The 20,185-nt window shown below is 54.3% G+C and carries 19 protein-coding genes, 1 tRNA gene and 1 pseudogene; 5 read left to right on the top strand and 16 right to left on the bottom strand.

All coding sequences use genetic code 11. The features are described 5' to 3' along the window. Window positions 1-167 precede the first annotated feature (167 nt). Together rpmA and rplU are read right to left on the bottom strand one after the other, a co-directional pair. Window positions 168-437 (bottom strand): 50S ribosomal protein L27, encoded by a 270-nt coding sequence (rpmA, locus tag HEQ72_RS05210; RefSeq protein ID WP_168019447.1) that lies wholly within the window; start codon window positions 435-437, stop codon window positions 168-170. A 34-nt stretch (window positions 438-471) separates the two neighbouring features. Continuing rightward, window positions 472-771: a 50S ribosomal protein L21 gene (gene rplU, locus HEQ72_RS05215; protein ID WP_168019446.1), complete on the bottom strand. Its 300-nt coding sequence runs from the start codon at window positions 769-771 to the stop codon at window positions 472-474. Between the two features lie 459 nt (window positions 772-1,230). Here rplU and HEQ72_RS05220 point away from each other — a divergent pair. After that, window positions 1,231-1,320 (top strand) — tRNA-Ser (locus tag HEQ72_RS05220). Window positions 1,321-1,919: 599 nt separating this feature from the next. Continuing rightward, window positions 1,920-2,471, top strand: coding sequence for a hypothetical protein (locus tag HEQ72_RS05225; RefSeq protein WP_209316192.1), 552 nt, complete (start codon window positions 1,920-1,922; stop codon window positions 2,469-2,471). A gap of 129 nt (window positions 2,472-2,600) precedes the next feature. On the opposite strand, the gene argF is transcribed toward HEQ72_RS05225, so the two are convergent. The 8 genes from argF to HEQ72_RS05265 all read right to left on the bottom strand — a co-directional run bounded on the left by argF (window position 2,601) and on the right by HEQ72_RS05265 (window position 11,124). Then, a complete protein-coding gene (gene argF / locus HEQ72_RS05230; RefSeq protein WP_168022757.1) occupies window positions 2,601-3,533 on the bottom strand; it encodes an ornithine carbamoyltransferase in 933 nt (310 codons plus the stop codon). Further along, window positions 3,530-4,747, bottom strand: a complete 1,218-nt coding sequence (locus HEQ72_RS05235) for an aspartate aminotransferase family protein (protein ID WP_167805198.1) — start codon at window positions 4,745-4,747, stop codon at window positions 3,530-3,532. The genes argF and HEQ72_RS05235 overlap by 4 nt, the downstream gene beginning before the upstream one ends. Before the next feature lie 2 nt (window positions 4,748-4,749). Further along, a complete protein-coding gene (locus tag HEQ72_RS05240) occupies window positions 4,750-5,763 on the bottom strand; it encodes an acetylglutamate kinase (RefSeq protein WP_168022758.1) in 1,014 nt (337 codons plus the stop codon). A gap of 56 nt (window positions 5,764-5,819) precedes the next feature. Next, window positions 5,820-6,845 (bottom strand): N-acetyl-gamma-glutamyl-phosphate reductase, encoded by a 1,026-nt coding sequence (gene argC, locus HEQ72_RS05245; RefSeq protein WP_168019442.1) that lies wholly within the window; start codon window positions 6,843-6,845, stop codon window positions 5,820-5,822. A 32-nt stretch (window positions 6,846-6,877) separates the two neighbouring features. Next, a complete protein-coding gene (locus tag HEQ72_RS05250) occupies window positions 6,878-7,927 on the bottom strand; it encodes a hypothetical protein (protein ID WP_168022759.1) in 1,050 nt (349 codons plus the stop codon). A 984-nt stretch (window positions 7,928-8,911) separates the two neighbouring features. After that, the gene (locus HEQ72_RS05255) at window positions 8,912-9,589 is read right to left on the bottom strand and encodes an amino acid ABC transporter permease (RefSeq protein WP_168019439.1); all 678 of its coding nucleotides are present in this window, start codon (window positions 9,587-9,589) and stop codon (window positions 8,912-8,914) included. Further along, window positions 9,579-10,259, bottom strand: coding sequence for an amino acid ABC transporter permease (locus HEQ72_RS05260; RefSeq protein ID WP_168019438.1), 681 nt, complete (start codon window positions 10,257-10,259; stop codon window positions 9,579-9,581). The genes HEQ72_RS05255 and HEQ72_RS05260 overlap by 11 nt, the downstream gene beginning before the upstream one ends. A 19-nt stretch (window positions 10,260-10,278) precedes the next feature. Beyond that, window positions 10,279-11,124 carry a transporter substrate-binding domain-containing protein gene (locus tag HEQ72_RS05265; protein ID WP_168019437.1) on the bottom strand — a complete coding sequence of 282 codons (846 nt, stop codon included), beginning with the start codon at window positions 11,122-11,124 and terminating at the stop codon, window positions 10,279-10,281. 629 nt (window positions 11,125-11,753) lie between these two features. Between HEQ72_RS05265 and proX the strand changes: the two genes are divergently transcribed. Beyond that, window positions 11,754-12,752 carry a glycine betaine/L-proline ABC transporter substrate-binding protein ProX gene (proX, locus tag HEQ72_RS05270; protein ID WP_168022760.1) on the top strand — a complete coding sequence of 333 codons (999 nt, stop codon included), beginning with the start codon at window positions 11,754-11,756 and terminating at the stop codon, window positions 12,750-12,752. A gap of 30 nt (window positions 12,753-12,782) precedes the next feature. Here the strand turns inward: proX and phbB are convergent, their stop codons facing one another. The 3 genes from phbB to HEQ72_RS05285 all read right to left on the bottom strand — a co-directional run bounded on the left by phbB (window position 12,783) and on the right by HEQ72_RS05285 (window position 16,169). Beyond that, window positions 12,783-13,511, bottom strand: coding sequence for an acetoacetyl-CoA reductase (gene phbB, locus HEQ72_RS05275; RefSeq protein WP_168019435.1), 729 nt, complete (start codon window positions 13,509-13,511; stop codon window positions 12,783-12,785). 129 nt (window positions 13,512-13,640) lie between these two features. After that, a complete protein-coding gene (locus tag HEQ72_RS05280; RefSeq protein WP_168019433.1) occupies window positions 13,641-14,816 on the bottom strand; it encodes an acetyl-CoA C-acetyltransferase in 1,176 nt (391 codons plus the stop codon). Between the two features lie 102 nt (window positions 14,817-14,918). Next, the gene (locus tag HEQ72_RS05285; RefSeq protein WP_168022761.1) at window positions 14,919-16,169 is read right to left on the bottom strand and encodes an alpha/beta fold hydrolase; all 1,251 of its coding nucleotides are present in this window, start codon (window positions 16,167-16,169) and stop codon (window positions 14,919-14,921) included. 345 nt (window positions 16,170-16,514) lie between these two features. Here HEQ72_RS05285 and phaR point away from each other — a divergent pair, with 345 nt between their 5' ends. Then, window positions 16,515-17,090, top strand: coding sequence for a polyhydroxyalkanoate synthesis repressor PhaR (phaR, locus tag HEQ72_RS05290; RefSeq protein WP_168019545.1), 576 nt, complete (start codon window positions 16,515-16,517; stop codon window positions 17,088-17,090). 452 nt (window positions 17,091-17,542) lie between these two features. Beyond that, the gene (locus tag HEQ72_RS05295; RefSeq protein ID WP_168019543.1) at window positions 17,543-17,938 is read left to right on the top strand and encodes a helix-turn-helix domain-containing protein; all 396 of its coding nucleotides are present in this window, start codon (window positions 17,543-17,545) and stop codon (window positions 17,936-17,938) included. A gap of 60 nt (window positions 17,939-17,998) precedes the next feature. On the opposite strand, the gene queG is transcribed toward HEQ72_RS05295, so the two are convergent. From queG to HEQ72_RS05310, 3 genes and pseudogenes are all read right to left on the bottom strand, one after another. Then, a complete protein-coding gene (gene queG, locus HEQ72_RS05300; RefSeq protein WP_168022762.1) occupies window positions 17,999-19,147 on the bottom strand; it encodes a tRNA epoxyqueuosine(34) reductase QueG in 1,149 nt (382 codons plus the stop codon). Window positions 19,148-19,179: 32 nt separating this feature from the next. Next, window positions 19,180-19,746 (bottom strand): 16S rRNA (guanine(966)-N(2))-methyltransferase RsmD, encoded by a 567-nt coding sequence (gene rsmD, locus HEQ72_RS05305; protein WP_168022763.1) that lies wholly within the window; start codon window positions 19,744-19,746, stop codon window positions 19,180-19,182. Window positions 19,747-19,763: 17 nt separating this feature from the next. Next, window positions 19,764-20,185: pseudogene (locus HEQ72_RS05310) on the bottom strand (hypothetical protein); the annotation flags it as partial.

Raw genomic sequence — 20,185 nt, forward strand, 5'->3', positions numbered from 1 at the left:
CTGTCTGCCGGGAAAAGCACAAAAGCTTCAGAGGGCTGACCCCCTGCAATGCAGGCTTCCGGCTTGGACGCCAAAAAGGGGAATGGACACTCCATTCCCCTGTCGGTCGTTACAGTCTGTCAAGGACTGTATCCGATAATGAAAAGGGATCTCTCCCGTTTCCTGTTTTATTCCGCAGCCTGCGCAGCTGGAACGACAGAGACGTAGGTCCGACGCTTGAAGCCCTGACGAAACTGCACATTGCCTTCTACAGTGGCAAATATGGTGTAGTCACGACCCAAGCCCACACCCTGACCCGGGTGCCACTTTGTGCCGCGCTGACGGATGATGATATTGCCCGGAACGACAGCTTCGCCACCGAACTTCTTCACGCCAAGGCGTTTGCCCTCTGTGTCGCGACCGTTACGCGAAGAGCCGCCTGCCTTTTTATGAGCCATTTCTCTGCTCCCTTATCTGACCGAACCAGCGTTCTCAGCCGCTGATGCCGGTGATCTTCACCAAGGTCAGAGCTTGGCGGTGACCATTCTTGCGGCGATAGTTCTGGCGGCGTTTTTTCTTGAAAACGATCACCTTCTCGTCGCGGAACTGTTCCAGCACCTCGGCGGTGACGGAGGCACCGTCCACCACGGGGGCGCCGACCTTGTCGCCGACCAGCAGGACCTGGTCAAACTTCACGGATGAACCCGTATCGGCAGTGATTTTCTCAACTGCGATGATGTCATCCTTGGCGACCTTGTACTGCTTGCCGCCGGTCTTGATGACTGCGAACATGGTGCTGCAACCTTTTTTTATAATCATGGGGCGGGAAACCATCAGGCAACCCGCTGAAAGAGGGCGCAATAATACGCACGCGACCCCAACTGTCAATGGGGGAGGCTGAAAAACCCCCCGGTTTGCCCTGACTTTTCTGCCAGGTCCTGAAATATCTCCGTAATTATGGCTTGGAAGGTGGGAGTCGTCGGGTTTTGGATTGCGTATTTTGGGCTTCTTCAGGTGCGGGTACTTGTCTTTCCGGGGGCTGGGATCCCTTATTCTACTGCGATTCGGGCTCTTGTTATGAGTTTTTGAGGTCTTGCCGCTGCCTTCTCAGGTCATTCTTGATAAAAACAGGGGTTGCAAGAGGATGCTGCCCGCGATATGGTCCGCCGCCTCCGACGACTGCGGTTTTTGCAGAAAAACCAGAAATTTCGGAGCAGCTGCTATCAATAAATCAAGGTAGCAGATCAAGGTGGAGAGGTGCCGGAGCGGTCGAACGGGGCGGTCTCGAAAACCGTTGTACCCGCAAGGGTACCGTGGGTTCGAATCCCACCCTCTCCGCCATTTTCGTTCTCCAACGCATTGATTTATAAGCACCTTCAAAAAGAGAAGCGGCACTGTCCCACACTTTGACCCCACTTCTGTGGGATGGGAACTGGTGTTGCCTGCTTGCAGATGCCCTCTGTGCGGCTGATGTGACCATATAATCCAGGTATCGACCCTATGGTGTAGGGGGCAGCCCCTTCTCACGATGTCTTGCCCAATCACAATAATACCATGATTTGACATGATATTCTTTCTTATGAGGAAAGATCATGTATTGTGTCTTATGCGTTTTCCAGGGTGGAATAATGCCAGAATGATCCAATGTATTGGATAGATTGATGCGATATGGGGGGATTGCAAAATGATCCATAAAACGGACAGTGATTTTCGATCCAAAGTGTTCTGGTTGGCTGCAGCGCTTTCGCTTCTGTGCATGATTGTGTTTGCATATTAATTATATTCACCGGGGCCGGGTATAAAGACGTGGCGTGGGATGTCGCTGGATGAACGGGGGGAATTCATTTCAGGCTTTTTCTCTCCCTTGGCTCTGATATGGGCGCTTGTTGCCGTCATTCTCCAGCAAAGGGCCTTGAGTCTGCAAAAAAAAGGAAATGGAGTTGCAGCGCGGAGAGGTCGAGGAGCAGACCAAAATCTTCAAGGAGGAACCCAGAAATATGGAAAGGAGTGACTTCAGGGGGCATCTGGCAAGTCTTGATCGGCAATTGCAACGGCACGCGCTTATGATCCGTGAATGTGCAGATCCGTCCTTCAGCCGTTTCGATTTGTCAGGGTATGGAGAAGAGGATGTTGAGAAGACAATCCAGAGCCTGAGATCTCTTGATCAGTCTGCTATTAAAATCCTTGGAAAGGGTAATCAGCAGAAGATGGCCGACAGAATGTGCAGCTATGTTGCGCGTTTTGAACGGCTGAAAGAACGGGCATCAGCCTGCGGTCTTGATGAAGAGTACAATTATTACAAGCGCTATACACCTTATGGTCATTTTCTGGAGTCGTGCAGGAGAAAGCTTGAGCTCTTGGCAGAATGCGGCATCACAAGCAGTCGTTACTGGCGATATGATAACAAGAAGCGGCGCTGGGTGAACAATTATCAGGAAAAGATAACCGCAGCGTATGACCGGCAGGATGAGTTGGTTCCTGAATATTCGTGACAGTGACAGAAAAGCATCTTTTCAGGGCTGTGAATGCGATCATGTCACACACGATACCAGCCCTGTCGCTCCGCCTTCTATCCTGTCTTCGGAAGGGCGGAAGGCGGACACTTTGTCTGTTTGGTACCGTTATGACGGGTTGTGCGCCATATTATTATGTTCCGGTCGGGGTATCTTGACCCCCGCGTCTTTAAGGCACCATGCCAGAACAGCTTTTTGGGCGTGCAGGCGATTTTCCGCTTCATCGTATATGACAGATGCTGATGATTTTGCGACCTCTTCGGATACTTCTTCCCACTCGTGGATCGGCAGGCAGTGCGTGAAAATAGCGTGGGGCCGGGCCAGTGACATCAGGGTGCTGTTGACCTGATAGGGCAAAAACGGCTCAATGCCCTTGCCTTCCTGCCCCATGGATACCCACGTATCGGTGATCAGGACATCGGCATGATGGGCGGCCTTCTTCGGGTCCGGCTCATAAGGAAAGTCGGGTGAAGGAGGCATAACCTCTTCCGGCCCGCTGACAACCATCTCATATCCGAACAAGGGCGCTGCCAGTACATATGTTCTGGCAACGTTGTTGTAATCCCCGAACCAGGCCAGTTTACGCCCGTTGATGCTGCCCAGGTGTTCTTCGATCGTCATCAGAGAGGCGATAATCTGGCAGGGATGTGAGCGATCCGTCATGCCGTTGATCACCGGGATGGTGGCATGGTGGGCCAGCTCTTCCAGTGCGCGGTGGTTGCTCATGCGCACCATGATGGCATCAACAAACCGGGACAGGACCTTGGCGGTGCTTTCAATGCTCTCGGCGCCGCCTATCTGGGATTCCTCCTTGCTCATCACGACGCTGTGGCCCCCCAGCTGTTTCATCGCCACTTCAAAGGACACACGTGTGCGTGTTGATCGCTTGTCAAACAACATGGCAAGAGAAAGGCCAGAAAACATTTGTGGCGGCTGGTGTTTGAGAGCTTTCAGCTGGCGTGCATGCCGGATAAGACCGCGCAGTGTGCCGGGCGGAATCTCTGGCAGGTTTATGAAGTGCCGTGGTGTGTTTGGCGTCATTGAAGGTCCCCCAGTGTTTTCTCAATGATCTCCAGAACATCCTGTGCCTGGTCGTTGGTCATGATCAGTGGTGGTGTTATGCGTACCGTGTTCTTTCCGGCTTGGGTGGTCATCAGTCCGTTGGATTGCAGGGCATGGATCAAGGTCTTCACATCCATGGATGTTTCCAATCCGAGCATCAGCCCTTTTCCCCGAACATCGCTAATCAGGGCGCTTTTTCTTTGCAGCCTGCGCAGGCCGTTCTGCAGAATTTCTCCAACATTCCTGACCTGTTCCAGGAAGCCGGGTTTTTGTATTTCCGAAATGACGGCATGGGCCACCGCGCATGCGAGAGGATTTCCGCCATAAGTGGAACCATGTGTGCCGGGAACAAGGGCTTGTCCGAACCGTTCCCTTGCTCCCATGGCCCCGACAGGGAAGCCCCCGCCCATGCCCTTGGCCCAGGTGATGATATCCGGTTCGGGTATAGCGCCATTCTCATCGGAAAAGGCTTGATGTGCATGCAGAAAGCCAAGCCTTCCGAAGCCGGACTGCACCTCGTCAAAGATCAGACAGATGTCATGCGCATTACACAGCATTCGCAGTCCGTGCAGGAATGCCGGCTCCGCCACTGTCAGCCCCCCTTCGCCCTGCACGGGTTCGACAAGGATCGCGGCTGTCCTGTCCGATATCAGGGCAGTTACACTCTCAAGATTATTGAACGTGGCCCATTTGATGCTGGGGAGATAGGGGCCAAAGAACGGTTGGGCGTGGCATTTCTCTGTTACGCTTGCAGCGCCATAGGTTCGTCCGTGGAACGAATTCCGGAATGTGATGATTTCGTTGCAGGCGGTGCCCTTGGTTTCGCTGGCCCATTTGCGGGCGCATTTCAGGGCCGCTTCCACACTTTCGGTCCCGGAATTGCAGAAGTATACGCGATCAATGCAGGATGTTGTGACGATCAATTCTGCGGCTTTTAGCCTTTCCGGTGTTGCGTAGGAATTCTGGACAGCCATCAGCCGCTTACCTTGCGTTTGCAAGGCGTTGAGTACAGCGGGATGCGCATGCCCAAGGGAGGCGACCGCTATGCCGGCAGCACAGTCGATATACCTCTTTCCCTCGGTATCATGGACATAGATGCCACATCCGTAATCCATCACCACGGGCTGGGGTTCATAGGTTCTGACCAGGAGATCAAAGGTGCGATCAATGATATCGTGTGTTGTGTCTGCCATTATTACCCTGCCAGCTCTCCACCCAAGGCCGCTTGGGCCTCGATTTCATTCAGGTAATGCATGCGTTCGGATTCCCTGATCAGCATGGTGCCGGGGCTGACAGGTTCGTAGATTTCCTTTTTCAGGGCGTCTCTTCGCAGTCCGGAAATCAGGTGAATGCGGCGAACCCCGCCATGCAGGGCTTTCAGGCAGTTCTCCAGCTTGACTTTCATGCCACCGGTTGCGGTGCCGTTGGCAATCAGCCCCGGAATATCCTCTGCCATAATCATCAGCGCGGTTTCTCCCTGAACCTGCACGCCGTCAACATCAGAGAGGAAGATCAGTTTCTGCGCCTGTGTCCCAATCGCCAGTGCTGTGGCAACTGTGTCGGCATTGATATTCACAAGGTGATGATCTTCTGTCATGGCCAGGCAGGGGCAGGCGACAAAGCGTGTCACCTTGAACAGGCGTTGCAGCGGACGGGCAGATACAGTGTTGATATCGCCCACCAGACCAAAATCAACCGGTACCTTTGGGCGGAGTTCCACATTCATCCAGTCTGGCGGCACCGCATTCAGGCTTATGCCTTCCAGACTGGCCCGTGCCATTGCCTGATAGACTGCAAGCGAGAGGCGTCCCCCCAGAACATCGATCATGATTTTCAGGTCATCCGGCGTTGTGATGCGGCGTCCTTGGTGCTTGTTTATGGTGATGCCGCGTTCTTCTGCCTCTGCATCCATGGCGGCGCCGCCACCGTAAACCAGCAGAACCCTGACGCCATGCAGGGTCAGGTCCCGTATATTTTCCAGAAGGTTCTGCCGTGCAGTATCATTTTCTATGACCTTGCCGCCGGCTTTTATAACGAACAGGGTGTCGCGGAATTTACGTTCGTAGAAGGCATTGATACAAAACTGGGGCATCCTCGTTTTATTTGATTTCCGGATGTCTGACACATCGGGAAGCAGATCGGTCCCGGCCCCGGCGCCAGATGCCCTGTCTGTTGTCGTGTCCCCGGTCTCTGTCTTGAGTGTTGTCACCGTTGTCATCCTTTTCATGCCGTTGCCTGATGTCCTGTGCGGCTGGTGTGTCGTGGCTACGGGTACATGGGCGTAAGCGTATCCAGCCCCGTTGTTTCACTCAGTCCGAACATGATGTTCATGTTCTGCACAGCGTTTCCACCAGCGCCCTTCACGACGTTGTCCAGCGCACCCTGAATCAGAATCTGTCCATTGTTGCCAAACTGATAGCTGAGGTCACAGTAGTTTGATCCCACAACATGTGCGGCCTCTACCGTCTCTTGCAGGCGGACAAACGATGTTTTGGCATAGGGGCCTGGCTTTTCTTTGTTTGGCAGGAGGGAGGCAGGGGTTGTAGATCGGCTGTTCAGCGTCACGAAGCCTTGTGCGAAAATACCGCGTACAAAGGGGCCGGAGCTTGGCACGAAGTTCATCTGTGCTTCCGTTATGCCTGCCCCGCGGGCGATTTCCGCAATATGGCGGTGTGTGTTGATGCTGTAGGACTTCAGGTTATGACTGCGGACAGGGTGATGTGTTGTATCTGACGCTGTTTTCCCGGCACCACTGGATCCGGTTATGGCAAAAAGGTTTGCGTGTGCAATGTGTCCCTTGAACGGCAGAAGCATAAGCTGCATCAGGAGAGCGAAGCAGCCTGGGTTGGATACGGTGGATGCACCGGCTATTGTCGTGTGTCCGCTGATCTCGGGGGCGCCATAGACGACTTCTTTCAGCAGATGGGCATGCCTGTGCGGGCCATAGTATTTCTCGTACTGTTCCGCATCATCCAGGCGGTAATCGGCTGAAAGATCGATGACTTTTACCTTTCTGTGCAGTTCGGCCACGATGTCCTGCGCTGCCTTGTGTGGCAGGCAGATGAAGACCACGTCGCTGTCTGCAATCAGTATATCGGTTGGGCAAGGCGTGATGATGTGGGGCAGATGGGCAAGGTGAGGGAAGATCTCACCAATACGGGTCTCTTGTTCCACGCGTGCGGCAAGCTGGGCAATCCTGACATTAGGGTGTGCCAGCAAGATCCGCAAAAGCTCCACGCCGGTATAGCCGGTAATACCAACAATGGAAGCCCTGATTTTTGTGATGCTCATAACCGGAAATCCCAAGCTGTCATGGCTGGTTTTTAGGCTGCTGTTGACCAGCGGTTGATGACAAGGTCAAGCCAGTCATTGTGGGGATGAAAGGCGTTGTAGGTCAGAATGCCGGGTAGATGTTCACGGACCAGATCCTGACCGACCTGGTTGTCTGTTACCGGGCCGCTGATGATATCAAGGGGGACACCCATGGCGGCACATTCACGCGCCAGCATAATGGCCCCGGCAGGATCACGGGCACAGCCGATATGCAAGCGGATGTTCGTCTGAATCTGTGCGTCTTTCAGGATTGCTGCCACACCATAACGCCCCAGAAGACCATCGCCGAATTCCACAACAATGGCATCGGGTTTGCCGAGGCTTAGATGTTCGATGGCACCCTTGGCAATGCGGATGACTGTTGTATCGTCCAGATTGGCAGTGGATGTTATGCCGCAATCGACGAACGATACCGTCTCTTTTACGCCATGGTCCTGCATTTTGTAGGTATCACGTTGTAACCCCACTCCGGTTACCTTTGTTCCTGCCAGATTCATGCCGATACGGGTAAGGGTTTTGATGATTTCCGCTGCGACCGTTGTTTTTCCACTGTCCATAGATGTGCCGGTGGTGATGATCAGGGGCGTATCCGATTTCATGATATCAAGGGGGGTAAACACGGTTCCGTCGGATATGTTGAGCAGCGCGTTGTGTCGCATGATACCGCCCAGAACCCGGATTCTCAGGGGCTCGCCTACTTCCTGTACATTGGCTGATGTGCAGATCCCGGCTACACCGCCTGCGTTGAGCAGGTGAATGGTATCATTGACCTTGAGCGAAGCAGGCAGGTGGCCGGCAAATCCCTTGAGGGCCATGCGTTGCCCCAGTGCGCAGGCAATAATGTCTCCTTTCTTCAAAAGGGACATGCGGCCAGAGGGCAGTTCAAGCGTGTTGTAGAGCTTTTTGTCTTCCAGAACTTCGGCTGCCAGCACTGTACCCATGCAGCAGGAAAGTTGGTTTGTCAGTTCCTCTTGATGTCTTAGTCCGAGATTTTTTGTGACAGAAGCGATTTTATCAATCTGGATATTTTGTGTGGTCATGTGGATCAACCTTTTCAGACATGCGCCCAGCCCCGGTCTGGCCGCTTTTCCAAGCCTTCAGACGGAGGTTCAATGTTGGGGTCAAATCGTCAGGAAGAACGCTTTATAAATCCCGGACCCTGACAGCAAAGCCTGCCGCGAAGGAGAACTTCGGGCATCGGGGGCGTTGCAGGAAGGATTCACGCGTCAGGGTCATGACATTCCGGGACAGCAGGACTAAAACGGTTTTGGCAGTGGTGCCGGTAACACAATAGAAAGCAGGCTGGGCACGCAATTACCAAAACGTGCCAAGAGGATTGTATCTCAATCTTCTATTTATGGAAGCATGATCGTCATCAAGGGTTGATATATTTTCCATGTGGTTCGATTTTTTGCAGAGAGAGAGCAATCCGGAATCATCTCTATGCCATTGAGAGTGGCCTTTACCTGTATCCCTGTGTGCGGCTGTAGCTGCACTGGATTTTGTCTTTGGATGATCTTGGTATCAGGGTTAACCGATGGGGCCGCCGCCAATTTTGCAGATCACTGTATGGATGCTCTTGGTGGCATGAATTCATGGAAATCCGGCCAGCGTGTTGACGATGTGTCATAGGTGCTTCCGGGTTCATTTTCAGGATGCTGGATCCGTGCTGATCGCATCAGGTTGGCCGGCGCATTCTGACAAGACATCCAGGAATGAGGGAGCTGTTGATGTATTGGAAATCCGGTCATCGGCGCCAAGATCTTCAGGAGGGTGTGTGCGACCGGAGCAAAGGTGTGAACGTGCCATAAGATGTTTGAGCACGACGGTGAGAATGCTGGTGGAAAGAGAGCGTCACCTGAAATTGAAGGTTTTTTGAAATTTATCCATGGCAGTGCAACCAGATTTTATCGGCTGTTTCGGCACGAGGCGGTCAGTTTTTTACCTTACTGCCCAAGGCGTAATGTGCTTGTGAGAGGGGATAAGGATCTTGGTACAAATCTGCAATCACAGCGCCGGAAGTGCTATGCGCGTGTTGTTGCTCCTGGTCGGACCATGTGCCGGGTCATACGTTTCTCGAGGCACCGACCCAGCCAGGCTGTTAATTCCACCAGCCCCCAATAGCACAAGGCCAAGGCCAGGAATGGTTCTGCATAGTGAAAGGTCTCGGATGCCATGCTCTGGGTTTCATACAGGAGTTCCGGCACCGTGATGACAGAAAGAACAGCCGTTTCCTTGATCAGGATAATGGTGACGTTGGTCAGCGGGGCAGTAATCGAGACCAGCATGTGTGGCAGGATAATCCGCCGCAGGATTGTTGCCTCGGAAAGTGCGATGCAGCGGCCGGCTTCAATATGTCCGCGGGGTACAGACTGGAACCCGGCACGGAAGACTTCGGCGTAGTACGGTGAGCCGTAGAGGGCAAAGCCAAGCACGCCAGCCTCCAGAGGCTCCAGAACAAGTCCGAGTTCAGGCAGGCCGTAGTATAGCAGGAACAGCTGGATCAGCAGTGGGATGCCGCGGATTGTTTCCGTCAGGCTGGCAAGGAGACGTCTGGTCATGACGCCTCCCCATTGAACGGAACAGGCAACGGCCAGGCCCAGGAGCAGGGCACCGGTTGATCCCGTTACCCAGCACAGGGCCGTGACGCCAAGACCAGATGCCAAAGCCGGGGCGTAAGCAAGGAACAGTTCAGCGTCCACGGGAGCCTCTTCCGGTGTATGGGGCCAGCAATCGCTTTTCTGCTAGGCGTCCGGCTGTTGCAATGATCAGGCTGAGAAGCAGGTACAGGGCACCTGCCGTTACATAGATCTCGAAGTGGCGGTATGTTTGGCCGGCAATGTTCTGTGCTGTGCGCGTCAGCTCCGCGATGCCGATAACCGATGCCAGGGATGATGCCTTGATCAGGAGAACCAGCTCATTCACCAGGGATGGCAACCCGATGCGAACAGCCTGTGGCAACAGGATGCGTCGCCAGAGGGTGATGCGTGTCATGCCCGTTGCATAGGCTGCTTCAACTTGGCCATGCGGTATGGACTGGACGGCACTGCGCAGAATCTCGGCATTATAGGCGGCGGCACACAGCCCGACGCTCAGGATGGCGCAGGCCAATGCCGGAAGATCTATGCCAATATGGGGCAGAAGATAGAACAAGGCCAGAATCTGGACCAGAAGAGGGATGCCCCGGAACAGGCTGATATAAAGACCAGCGGTGCGTTGCAAGGTGGTGGTGCCGGAAACCTTGGCAATGCAGAGGACCGTGCCAAGCACCAGGCCTATGATCATGCCCACCCCTGATACTGTGGCCGTGTATCCAGCTGCATCGAGGAGAAAAGGTATGTTCCGGCCTATAACCTGAAGAGCGGTATCCATCGCAGATCTGTCTATGCCGCTAGGACTGGGGCATGACACGGGGCAGCCGGGGAGCCGTTCCCAGCCAGCGCGTGTTAATGGCATCCAGGCGTCCATCTTCGTGCATGCGCAGCAGCGCGGCATTGACCGCCTCAATCAGGCTTTCTGAATCAGCGTCCTGGCGTCCCAGCCATGCGAAGTGCCCAGGTTTGCCAAAGGGGGGCAGAACCATTTCGAAGCGATCGGGTCGTTGTCTGGCGGCATAAGCCTGTAGCGGGAGGGCATTGGCAACAGCCTGAATGCGGCCTGTTCCAAGATCAGCCAAGGCTTCATCAATATTGACATATTCCCGGATCCTGACGCCACCCAAGCTGGTGCCCAAGGCTTTCAGCTGTGTCAGTTCGGCAGATCCTTTCTGGGCGCCGACTGTCAGGCCGACAATATCGTTGGGTGTCCTTATGGCTTCATTGCCTGCCTGTTTCAGAAGAGCCACAGTTGCATCCCCTACAGGTAGGGTGAAGGCATAACGCTTCGCACGCTCTGGCGTTATTGTGACCGGGGCATTCACAAAATCGAATTTTCCGGCATCCAGACCGGGCAGAATGCTGGACCAAGGGAGGTCGACATAGCGTACCGAAACGCCAAGATCCTTGGCCACTTCGTCGAAAAGATCTTTGCACAGGCCTTGGTACTGGCCGTCAACCAACATGTCAAAGGGGGCATAATGCATTTCGGTTGCGACTGTGATCGTGCCCGCAGCCCTTATTTCGGACAAGCGGTCAGCCCGGGTTGCAGCTGGAAAGAACAGTGAGGAAACAATTCCGGAGATCACCGCCAGGTTGACCCATGAAAGGCCAGCCAAGGCACGACGTGCCAGTTTGCGCATTGTACAGAGTTCCATTTTGGGGTTCAGGCTGTTTGTTCATGGCCGCATCAATCGGGCGGCCCCCGTGTTGACTACGGGTGTCGATGAACAGGGCAATGCAGGTGCAGCAGGGCAGCGAAGGCTTCCTGTTCGGGCATCCTGACCCCAAGGCCACAGGACGACACTACAGCCGAGAAGATAGGAGCGGATCTGAAATCCGTACCTGCTTGCTTCGGTGCTGTGCCTGTGAGGGCTGGGCGGCCCATGTCTCAATTCCTGCGTTTGAACAGCTTTATAAGATGTCACTTATTTTTATAATAGGGGAGCTTGTCAAGCTAAAGCATGGCTTGTGTCTCTTTTTTGGCGTCGATCTGTTCATGCGCGTTATCATTATACAGCATGGCATCCCGATTTCCTTGCCCGATAGCATGATCTTCCGATTGATTTGTTTCTGTGCCTCCATCCTCCTCTGGGAGTGGAAAGGAACATCTTGCAGGGTTTGGTTTTTGGATGGATTATTCGGAATTCTACGGGGACGTGTATAAGCTGCCCGTTCCTGCCAGGGGTGATTCGGCCAGGTTTTTGTGTGCAGCTGGTTCATGTGTCTGCCTGGTGTCTGGCTTGGCAGAGTGCCTTTCGGGGGGCGAAAGATGTTGAAGGCTTTGTTCTGCTTGTCGGGTTCTGCTGTTGCTGTCCTGGGTATCTTTGTTCATCAGATGGCTTTTGCTGCTGATCCCGAGGGGCATGAACTTGAGGCCATTCCGGCGGGTGTTGCCACGATTGAAGAGCAATTCCAGGTTCGTATTGTTGCCGAAGGGCTGCGTCGCTTGGGGTATCATGTCCCTGCGGTGTCAGAGGCAAACTACCCGCAGGCGCACAAGGCTGTTGCCGATGGTCATGCACACTGGTCAGCCAATCACTGGGATCCGTTGCATCAGCCTTTCTTTGAGGCCGTCGGGGGTGAGCGCAGCGTTGTGCGTGCCGGCAATTTGGTCAAGCATTCCATGCAGGGTTATCTGATCGATCGCAAAACCGCTGAAGAGTACAATATTACGGATTTGTCTCAGCTCAGGGATCCACGGATTGCCGCCCTGTTTGATGTCGATGGTGATGGGAAATCCGATCTGACCGGGTGCAATGTTGGCTGGGGATGTGCCTTGGAAATCAAGCGCCATATAGCGGAACAGGGTCTTGGTGCCGCCATTTCCCAGAAACAGGGTGATTACTTCACGATGATGATGGATGTTGTTGCCCGATACAATGCAGGAAAGCCCATTCTGTACTATGCGTGGACACCTTTGTGGGTTTCAGCGGTTCTTGTGCCTGGGAAGGACTCACGCTGGTTGACAGTTGGTGGTGGATCGACCGAGCAGACTCCTTCTCCTGCTCCCGGGGCAATTGACACCGGGTTTGCCGTGAATACACAGATGATTCTGGCTAATAAACGTTGGCTGGAACAGAACCCGGCTGCAGAGAGGTTCTTCAGTCAGGTTGCTATTGATGCCGCCGAAATTTCTTCCCAGAACATGCGGATGCGCAGTGGTGAATCGTCTTCCGAGGATATCGATCGGCATGTCCAGCACTGGATACGCACCCACGAGAAGGAATTCAATGCATGGATCGAGGCTGCCTCGAAGACAGCCTCCTGATCATTTGTGTCCTGGAGGTGGCAGCCCGGCTCAGTACATGTGCTGGCCACCATTGATGGACAAGGTTGACCCGGTAATAAAGTCTGCGTTGTCGGCGACAAGAAACAAAACGCCCCGGGCGATGTCTTCTGCTCGTCCCAGGCGCCCAATCGGGATGCGGGCAATGATTTTCTTCAGAACATCCGGGGGTACGGCGCGGACCATATCGGTGTCCACATAGCCTGGGGCAATAGCGTTAACAGTAATTCCTTTTGCCGCACCTTCTTGGGCCAAAGCTTTTGTGAAGCCATGTATCCCTGATTTTGCCGCTGCATAGTTAACTTGTCCGTACTGACCGGCTTGTCCGTTAATCGAGCCGATATTCACGATGCGGCCAAAGTTGCGTTCCCGCATGCCCTCTATAACGCACCGGCACATATTGAAACATGATGCAAGGTCGGCCTGTATAACTTCGTTCCATTGTTCGAATGTCATGCGATGCAGCGTGGCATCGCGTGTAATGCCCGCATTGTTGACCAGAATATCAATAGGTCCCAGCTCTGCGACAATCGTGCTTACAGTTTGCTCGCATAGAGGGAAGTTGGCGACGTCAAACTTGTAGACATGAATGCCTGTTTCTGCGGCAAGTTCATGCGCCGCCGTATCATTACCGGCATATGTTGCCGCTACTGTGTAGCCGGCCTCTTTCAGGGCCACCGTAATGGCCCTCCCTATGCCGCGGGTTCCCCCTGTAACAACAGCGACACGGCTTTTGGACATGGCATATTTCCTCCCTGTATTTTTATCTTTTCAGGTCCAAAATGACGGCATCTTCCGTCAACACGAGCCACCCTCTCCGGCAGTCGAATAGACCCGGTGGTTCCTGCGAAGGTGGAGCATGGGATCAGCTCATGCTTTCTCTACCGCCAAGGCAACGCCCATGCCGCCGCCAATGCAGAGTGTTGCCAAGCCTTTTCTGGCTTCCCGTTTTTGCATTTCGTGCACAAGGGTGACAAAGACACGAGCGCCGGATGCACCAATGGGATGCCCAAGAGCGATGGCACCGCCATTTACGTTGACCTTTTCGGTATTCCAGCCCAGTTCCCGGTTTACACTCATAGCTTGGGCGGCAAATGCCTCATTGGCTTCTATCAGATCCAGGTCATCCGGTGTCCATCCTGCCTTTTCCAAGGCTTTGCGTGTTGCCGGGATCGGGCCTGTTCCCATGATGGCTGGATCAACACCAGCCGAGGCAAATGATTTGATGCGCACCAGTGGTTTCAGGCCCCTTTTGTGTGCGGTGTCCGCAGACATAAGAACAACGGCAGCTGCGCCATCGTTGAGGCCGGAGGCATTTCCTGCTGTTACAGTCCCATCTTTTGTGAAGGCAGGACGCAGGCGTGCCAGTGTCTCGATCGTGGTACCGGCACGTGGATATTCATCCTGATCAAAAATACTTTCTTCTTTCTTGCCTGTGATTTTGACGGGGACAATTTCATCCTTGAAGCGCCCGTTGCGCAGGGCGGCTTCGGCCTTTTGTTGGGAATGTACGGCAAACGCATCTTGCTCCTGACGCGTAAAGCCCCAGCGGCTGGCAATATTCTCCGCTGTATTACCCATATGGTAGTTATTGAAAGCGCACCACAAGCCGTCACGAATCATGGTGTCCACCAGCTCGGTGGATCCCATCTTGATGCCCGATCTCAGCCATGCGCAATGAGGGGCGTTGCTCATGCTTTCCTGACCGCCGGCGACCACAATATCGGCAGTATCTGCCATAATCGCCATGGCACCCTGTATAATTGCTCTCAGTCCAGACCCGCACACCATGTTCAGTGTCCAAGATGGAACATGTTCGGGTATGCCGGCTTTTATGGATGCTTGCCGGGCCGGGTTCTGCCCGGATCCTCCTGTCAGCACCTGTCCCATGATGACTTCTGATACCGTGTCGGCTCCAAGATTGGCCCGCTTCAGCGTTTCACGAATAACAAGAGAGCCAAGTTCTGGTGCTTGCAGAGGGGACAAGCTGCCGTTAAAGGCACCAATGGCCGTACGCGTGGCGCTGACAATCACAACATCGGGCATTGAACGCTTCCTTGTGTATGTGTTTATCGTCTCGCAGGAACTATGTATGCCATCTTTAGGCGTTATTGATGGCGTTATTCTATTTTAAGGGGCATTTCCTGTCTATCGTCTGTCTTGCGATGCTGCGTCATGAATCCACTGCACAAGGGGGCGATACATGGCATAAGGTGCCGTGTGACCAGTTACCATACCGATATGTCCCAAGTGCACTTCCTGGGTTTGTGGGTTTGGAAGGGCTTTGGCCAGTGCGTGGGCGCAGTCTGGTGGGACAATTTGGTCCTGCGTCGGAATGACGAGCAGCGAAGGAGCTTTCAACATATCAGGTGCAATACGGGTGCCCCCTACGGTCCATTGTTTCCGTGCCGGTTTGTTGTGAACGTACCAGTCGATCAGACATTCCTGTGCAACCGGGCCTGCCAAGGGTACGCCATCGTTGAGCCAGTCTTCGACAGCAACAAACATGTTGGCCCGTGTGGATCGTGGTTGCATGTTCGCAAATGCCCGGAACTTCTTGCCAACCGTACTGGGGTCCAGCATGGAGAACAGCGCCTGGATCAGGTCTGTTGCCATAAAACCAGTCTTGTGAATCAAGGTAGAAAGATGGGGAGCTACCGTGCGCAACGCAGCTCTTCCATTGTCAAGTCCGGCATGAAAGTCCCATGGCGTAGCCAGACCGATGTAGCCGGCACAAAGATCCGGCCTGCACAGTGCCAGTGCCAGTGCCAGCAGGCCCCCCATGCAATAGCCCAGAATGATGGGAGGTTGTCCGCTTTCTGTGTGGATTGCCTGAGCGGCGGGTATCAGACGGCGCTGAATATAATCGGCAAGACTGAAATGGATTTCTTCCGGTCCAGGGGTATCCCAGTCCATCAGGAATGGTCTGATACCGCGGCGCGCCATATAGCGAACCAAGCTGCGACTGCCTGTCAGATCAAGAATGACAGCCCGGTTGACAAGCGAGGGAATCAGGAGGACCGGAATACCATGTTCCGAGAATTGGTGCAGGCGTGATGTTCCGGCCTGCCAGAACAGGGGTGGAGGAGCCAGTCGTCTGGGTAGACGATACTGACGGTAGCGTGTGATACCTTGCAGAAATGTGGCGTAACGCTGTCTGGCTTCTTCTTCAAGAGCCAGGGCGAATCCGTTTTGATCCAGTCTTGCTGCGGGGGGCAGCCGATCGTTCCAATAGGGAGACCCGTTCCTCAAGACTTGCGATACGCTGCAACATCCACCCAGGATCATGGCTTCTGTCATCAGATGCAGCAGCAGGGGGCGTGGTCCCTGGCGGGGTTCTGGTGGACGCGGCAGCGTTTGGTCCGGTTGTTGGTTCGGGATGCTGCGGTGTGGGGGCATGTTTGTCCGGGTCCGGTCTTTCGGGCGTCAGGCCAGCCAGAACGGAGAGGAAACGTTCTGTCAGGACGAGCATTTCGGGATCCATGCTGGTTCTGAAAATTTGCTCCTGCCATAGGTCAAGAGTCTGGCTGGCCAATTCAGCCAAGCTTGGTGCGGAGTTGTTTGGAGGCGGTTCTTTTTTCATGGCGACAACCATAACATGTACGCTGTTTTGTGCCACCACACTATCTGGTTTGCTGCACATCATTCCAGATTATGCTGCGCAGCATTTTACTTGCTGCAAAGCAGTCCGGGGGGCAGTCTGGATGATCAGAATGACAGGACTGTGCAAGCAAGGAAAGTATGATGGCCGAACCTCAGAAAGATCCCGTAACGATCAAGAAATATGCCAACAGAAGGCTCTATAATACGGCGACGTCAAGTTACGTTACGCTGGATTACCTGTCGCGTATGGTCAAGGAAGGAACCGATTTCGTCGTCTATGATGCGAAAAGTGGTGACGATATTACCCGCTCTGTTCTGACCCAGATCATCGTGGAAGAAGAAAGCAAGAGCGGACAAAGCTTGTTGCCGATCAGTTTTCTGCGTCAGCTCATCGGCTTCTATGGGGACAGTCTGGGAGGCATTCTGCCGCGTTATCTGGAGCAGAGCATGCAGTCCTTTACCCGTAATGGTGAAAACATGCGGGATATTATGAAGAATACGTTCGGTGGCATGTTCCCGATGGAGCAGTTCGAGGAGCTGAACAAACAGAATATGACCTTGTTTGAGAATGCCTTGAAAATGTTCGGACGCTTCTATGGTGAAGAAGCAAACCGGAATCAATCGGGAGAAGGCAGTGGTCCCGATACGGCAATTGAGGACCTGAAAGCCAAGCTTAATGCGATGCAGAGCCAGCTTGATTCCTTCTTAAAGAAATAGATTGTATGTGCTGTGGGGGGGGGGATGAAACTCTCTTCCTCCCCCTCTCTCTTTCCGCTCGCCGCTACCATGAACTGTGTCTGTCGAGACAACCACCGTTGGACCGTAATGGGCGATCGTTTTTCTGTTGCCGTATGCGCCCGGGCATTGTTCTGCATCTTTTCATGCAAACAGGCCGTTTCTTTCCTGTAGGTTGACGATTCTGTACATATGTGTACTAATGATATTTCGCCGTCCCGTTGATCGGGTGGGTGCAATTATACGTTTTGGTATCGGGGATCCCCTAGTATTGCTTGCGACTATTGGGGAAACCGCGTATCCCTGAAGTTGATGAGCAAAGAGGCAATGGTCGCATGAGACGACCTGTTCTTGCTCCGGTCTGCCCGGTTTCCCTGTCTGGAGGGGCCACAACCCGGGCGGCAGCGCATGTTGAGTGGAAAGGAACTGGAATAATGAACTATAGCGCTTCTCCTGACCGTGGTGATCAGCCTGCGAACCGTGCCACAGATACGGACCGGCACGTTGGTGCCCGTATTCGCGACCGCAGGATCAAGTTAGGACTTTCCCAGCAACAGATGGCTGACATGATTGGTGTGACCTATCAGCAGGCTCACAAGTATGAACGCGGCATCAACCGTATATCGGCTGGTCGCCTGCGTGAGATTGCTTTGGTTCTGGATGTGGAAGTGGGTTACTTCTACGAGGAACTGGGGCAGGCCACGTCCAAGGAAGTCCACCCGCGTCAGCGTATGTGTCTGGAGCTGGCTCGCAATTTCGCTCTTATAAACAATGAGCGTCATCAGGAAGCTCTGTGCAATCTGGCACGTGCTTTGGCTTCCGGGGCTTGATTTACACATATAACGACAAAAGCCGGGGCGGTCATAACAGGACCTTCCCGGTTTTTGTTTTCAGGGCTGGATGCTGGATGGTTTTTCCCCCAGCATCCATTCTTCCCTGACGCAAGGATTGCTTTCATCCTTCCCGTATGTTTTTGCCAGGTCGTGAAAATCCCGCGTGTCCAGAAGGCGTGACAGTGCCCAAATGGCTGCGCCGCGAATAACAGGGTTCGGATCATTCAGGTGCGGCGTGATTTTCTTTGTTATAGAAGCATCACCGCTGTTTCCAGCTGCTATCAGGACGTTGCGTATGAAGCGTGATCGGCTGATTCGTTTGACGGGGGATGCCGAGAATAACGTGCGGAAAGCAGCGTCATCCAGTTCAAGCAGGTCAGCCAGGCGGGGAGCTGTCAGTTCGACGCGCGGCTTGAAGGCATCATGGGGTGTTGGCGGGGCGAAGCGGTTCCAAGGGCATACCGCCGTACAGTCATCACAGCCATAGATGCGATTGCCAAAGCGCGACCTCAAGGCATAGGGAATGGGGCCTTTGTGTTCGATTGTCAGATACGATATGCACTTGCGGGCATCAATTTTTCCTGCTGAATCAAAAGCAGATGTCGGGCAAATATCCAGGCACCGCGTACATCGCCCACAGTGTTCCGATGCAGGGGGATCAGGCGGCAGATCCAGAGTCGTCAGGATTTCCCCCAGGAACATCCAAGATCCAAAGCGACGTGATACAATATTGGTGTGCTTGCCTTGCCACCCTAGACCCGCAGCGGCTGCCAATGGCTTTTCCATCAAGGGTGCCGTATCTACAAAAACCTTTATGTCCTGGCCGCATATGTGCTGTATCCGTGCTCCGAGCTGCTTCAGGCGTCCCTTGATCAGATCGTGATAGTCGCGATTGCGGGCATAGACACTGATATACCCCCGACGGGAATGCATAAGGCCGCGAAGAGGATCGTGGCCCGGTGCATAGTTGGTTCCAAGGGAGATAACCGTTGCGGCTTCTGGCCACATGGTCCGTGGATCCGCACGGCGTGACTGCGTTTCAGCCATCCAGCCCATTGTGCCGTGGCACCCTTGGGCCAGCCATGAAGACAGTCTGCGGCGTGTTTTCTCATCCAGCTCAGCGCGCGCAAAACCAATACAGTCAAAGCCTTCCTTTATGGCGGCCTTGCGGATACGCTCCTTGATTTGCTCCGTTCCAGTGTGCATGGTTCCGCTATTATCGCGTGAGATGACTTTATTCAGTCTGGTCTGTACAGGAGAAATCGGGTCATGGCCTTGCCGTAACGGCGCTCTTTAAGGATCTGGAAATCCGGCACATACGCATGGTGTGCGCTTGTTGCGGTTTCTACGACGACGATGCTTCCGGTCTTGACCCACCCGTTTGTTGCCAGATTTTGCAGGACTGTTCCAGCAACGGCTTCTGCATAAGGCGGGTCCATAAAAATCAAGGAAAAAGGCGCCATAGCCCTTGGCAGGTTCAGAACATCGCCAGCAATGACCTGTGTTTGCTGATCAAGGGGCAGGGCCCGTATATTACGTTTCAGCGCAGCAAGAGCGGTCGGTGCCCTGTCAACGAATGTTGCACTTTGTGCACCGCGTGAGAGTGCCTCCAGTCCCAAGGCACCTGTTCCACAAAACAGATCGGCGACGGTGGCACCAGCCAGCGTAAACCCTTCTCTGTGCAGACCATGGAGAAGGATGTTGAAAACAGCTTCACGGGCACGGGCGGCGGTGGGACGGACAACGTCCGTCCCTTCAGGAGCTACGAGCTTCTTGCCACGAAAGCGACCGCCAATGATTTGCATGCTATCCTGTCGTACGTTCAGGATGCGTCGTAGCGTTTGCGCGGAGCACCAGCGGCGGAACGGGGGCGGTCCTCGCGGTTCCGGAACCCGTCCTCACGGCGTGGCCGGAAACCATCTTCACGGCGTGGGCGGAATTCATCCCGTGCCGGGCGTTCGCTCCCTGCGGAACGGGGGCGGTCCTCGCGGTTCCGGAACCCGTCTTCACGACGTGGGCGGAATTCATCCCGTGCCGGGCGTTCGCTCCCTGCGGAACGGGGGCGGTCCTCGCGGTTCCGGAACCCGTCCTCACGGCGTGGCCGGAAACCTTCCTCGCGGCGTGGGCGGAATTCATCCCGTGCCGGGCGTTCGCTCCCTGCGGAACGGGGGCGGTCCTCGCGGTTCCGGAACCCGTCCTCACGGCGTGGCCGGAAACCATCTTCACGGCGTGGGCGGAATTCAT

Source organism: Haematospirillum sp. 15-248, assembly GCF_012102665.1.
GTDB lineage: Bacteria > Pseudomonadota > Alphaproteobacteria > Rhodospirillales > Rhodospirillaceae > Haematospirillum.

What these genes read in the sequence shown, in the direction of transcription:
- rpmA (WP_168019447.1), bottom strand. Translation starts at nt 437, where the DNA reads ATGGCTCATAAAAAGGCAGGCGGCTCTTCGCGTAACGGTCGCGACACA.
- rplU (WP_168019446.1), bottom strand. Translation starts at nt 771, where the DNA reads ATGTTCGCAGTCATCAAGACCGGCGGCAAGCAGTACAAGGTCGCCAAG.
- argF (WP_168022757.1), bottom strand. Translation starts at nt 3,533, where the DNA reads ATGACGCCAAACACACCACGGCACTTCATAAACCTGCCAGAGATTCCG.
- HEQ72_RS05235 (WP_167805198.1), bottom strand. Translation starts at nt 4,747, where the DNA reads ATGGCAGACACAACACACGATATCATTGATCGCACCTTTGATCTCCTG.
- argC (WP_168019442.1), bottom strand. Translation starts at nt 6,845, where the DNA reads ATGAGCATCACAAAAATCAGGGCTTCCATTGTTGGTATTACCGGCTAT.
- HEQ72_RS05250 (WP_168022759.1), bottom strand. Translation starts at nt 7,927, where the DNA reads ATGACCACACAAAATATCCAGATTGATAAAATCGCTTCTGTCACAAAA.
- HEQ72_RS05260 (WP_168019438.1), bottom strand. Translation starts at nt 10,259, where the DNA reads ATGGATACCGCTCTTCAGGTTATAGGCCGGAACATACCTTTTCTCCTC.
- HEQ72_RS05265 (WP_168019437.1), bottom strand. Translation starts at nt 11,124, where the DNA reads ATGCGCAAACTGGCACGTCGTGCCTTGGCTGGCCTTTCATGGGTCAAC.
- proX (WP_168022760.1), top strand. Translation starts at nt 11,754, where the DNA reads ATGTTGAAGGCTTTGTTCTGCTTGTCGGGTTCTGCTGTTGCTGTCCTG.
- phbB (WP_168019435.1), bottom strand. Translation starts at nt 13,511, where the DNA reads ATGTCCAAAAGCCGTGTCGCTGTTGTTACAGGGGGAACCCGCGGCATA.
- HEQ72_RS05280 (WP_168019433.1), bottom strand. Translation starts at nt 14,816, where the DNA reads ATGCCCGATGTTGTGATTGTCAGCGCCACGCGTACGGCCATTGGTGCC.
- HEQ72_RS05285 (WP_168022761.1), bottom strand. Translation starts at nt 16,169, where the DNA reads ATGCCCCCACACCGCAGCATCCCGAACCAACAACCGGACCAAACGCTG.
- phaR (WP_168019545.1), top strand. Translation starts at nt 16,515, where the DNA reads ATGGCCGAACCTCAGAAAGATCCCGTAACGATCAAGAAATATGCCAAC.
- HEQ72_RS05295 (WP_168019543.1), top strand. Translation starts at nt 17,543, where the DNA reads ATGAACTATAGCGCTTCTCCTGACCGTGGTGATCAGCCTGCGAACCGT.
- queG (WP_168022762.1), bottom strand. Translation starts at nt 19,147, where the DNA reads ATGCACACTGGAACGGAGCAAATCAAGGAGCGTATCCGCAAGGCCGCC.
- rsmD (WP_168022763.1), bottom strand. Translation starts at nt 19,746, where the DNA reads ATGCAAATCATTGGCGGTCGCTTTCGTGGCAAGAAGCTCGTAGCTCCT.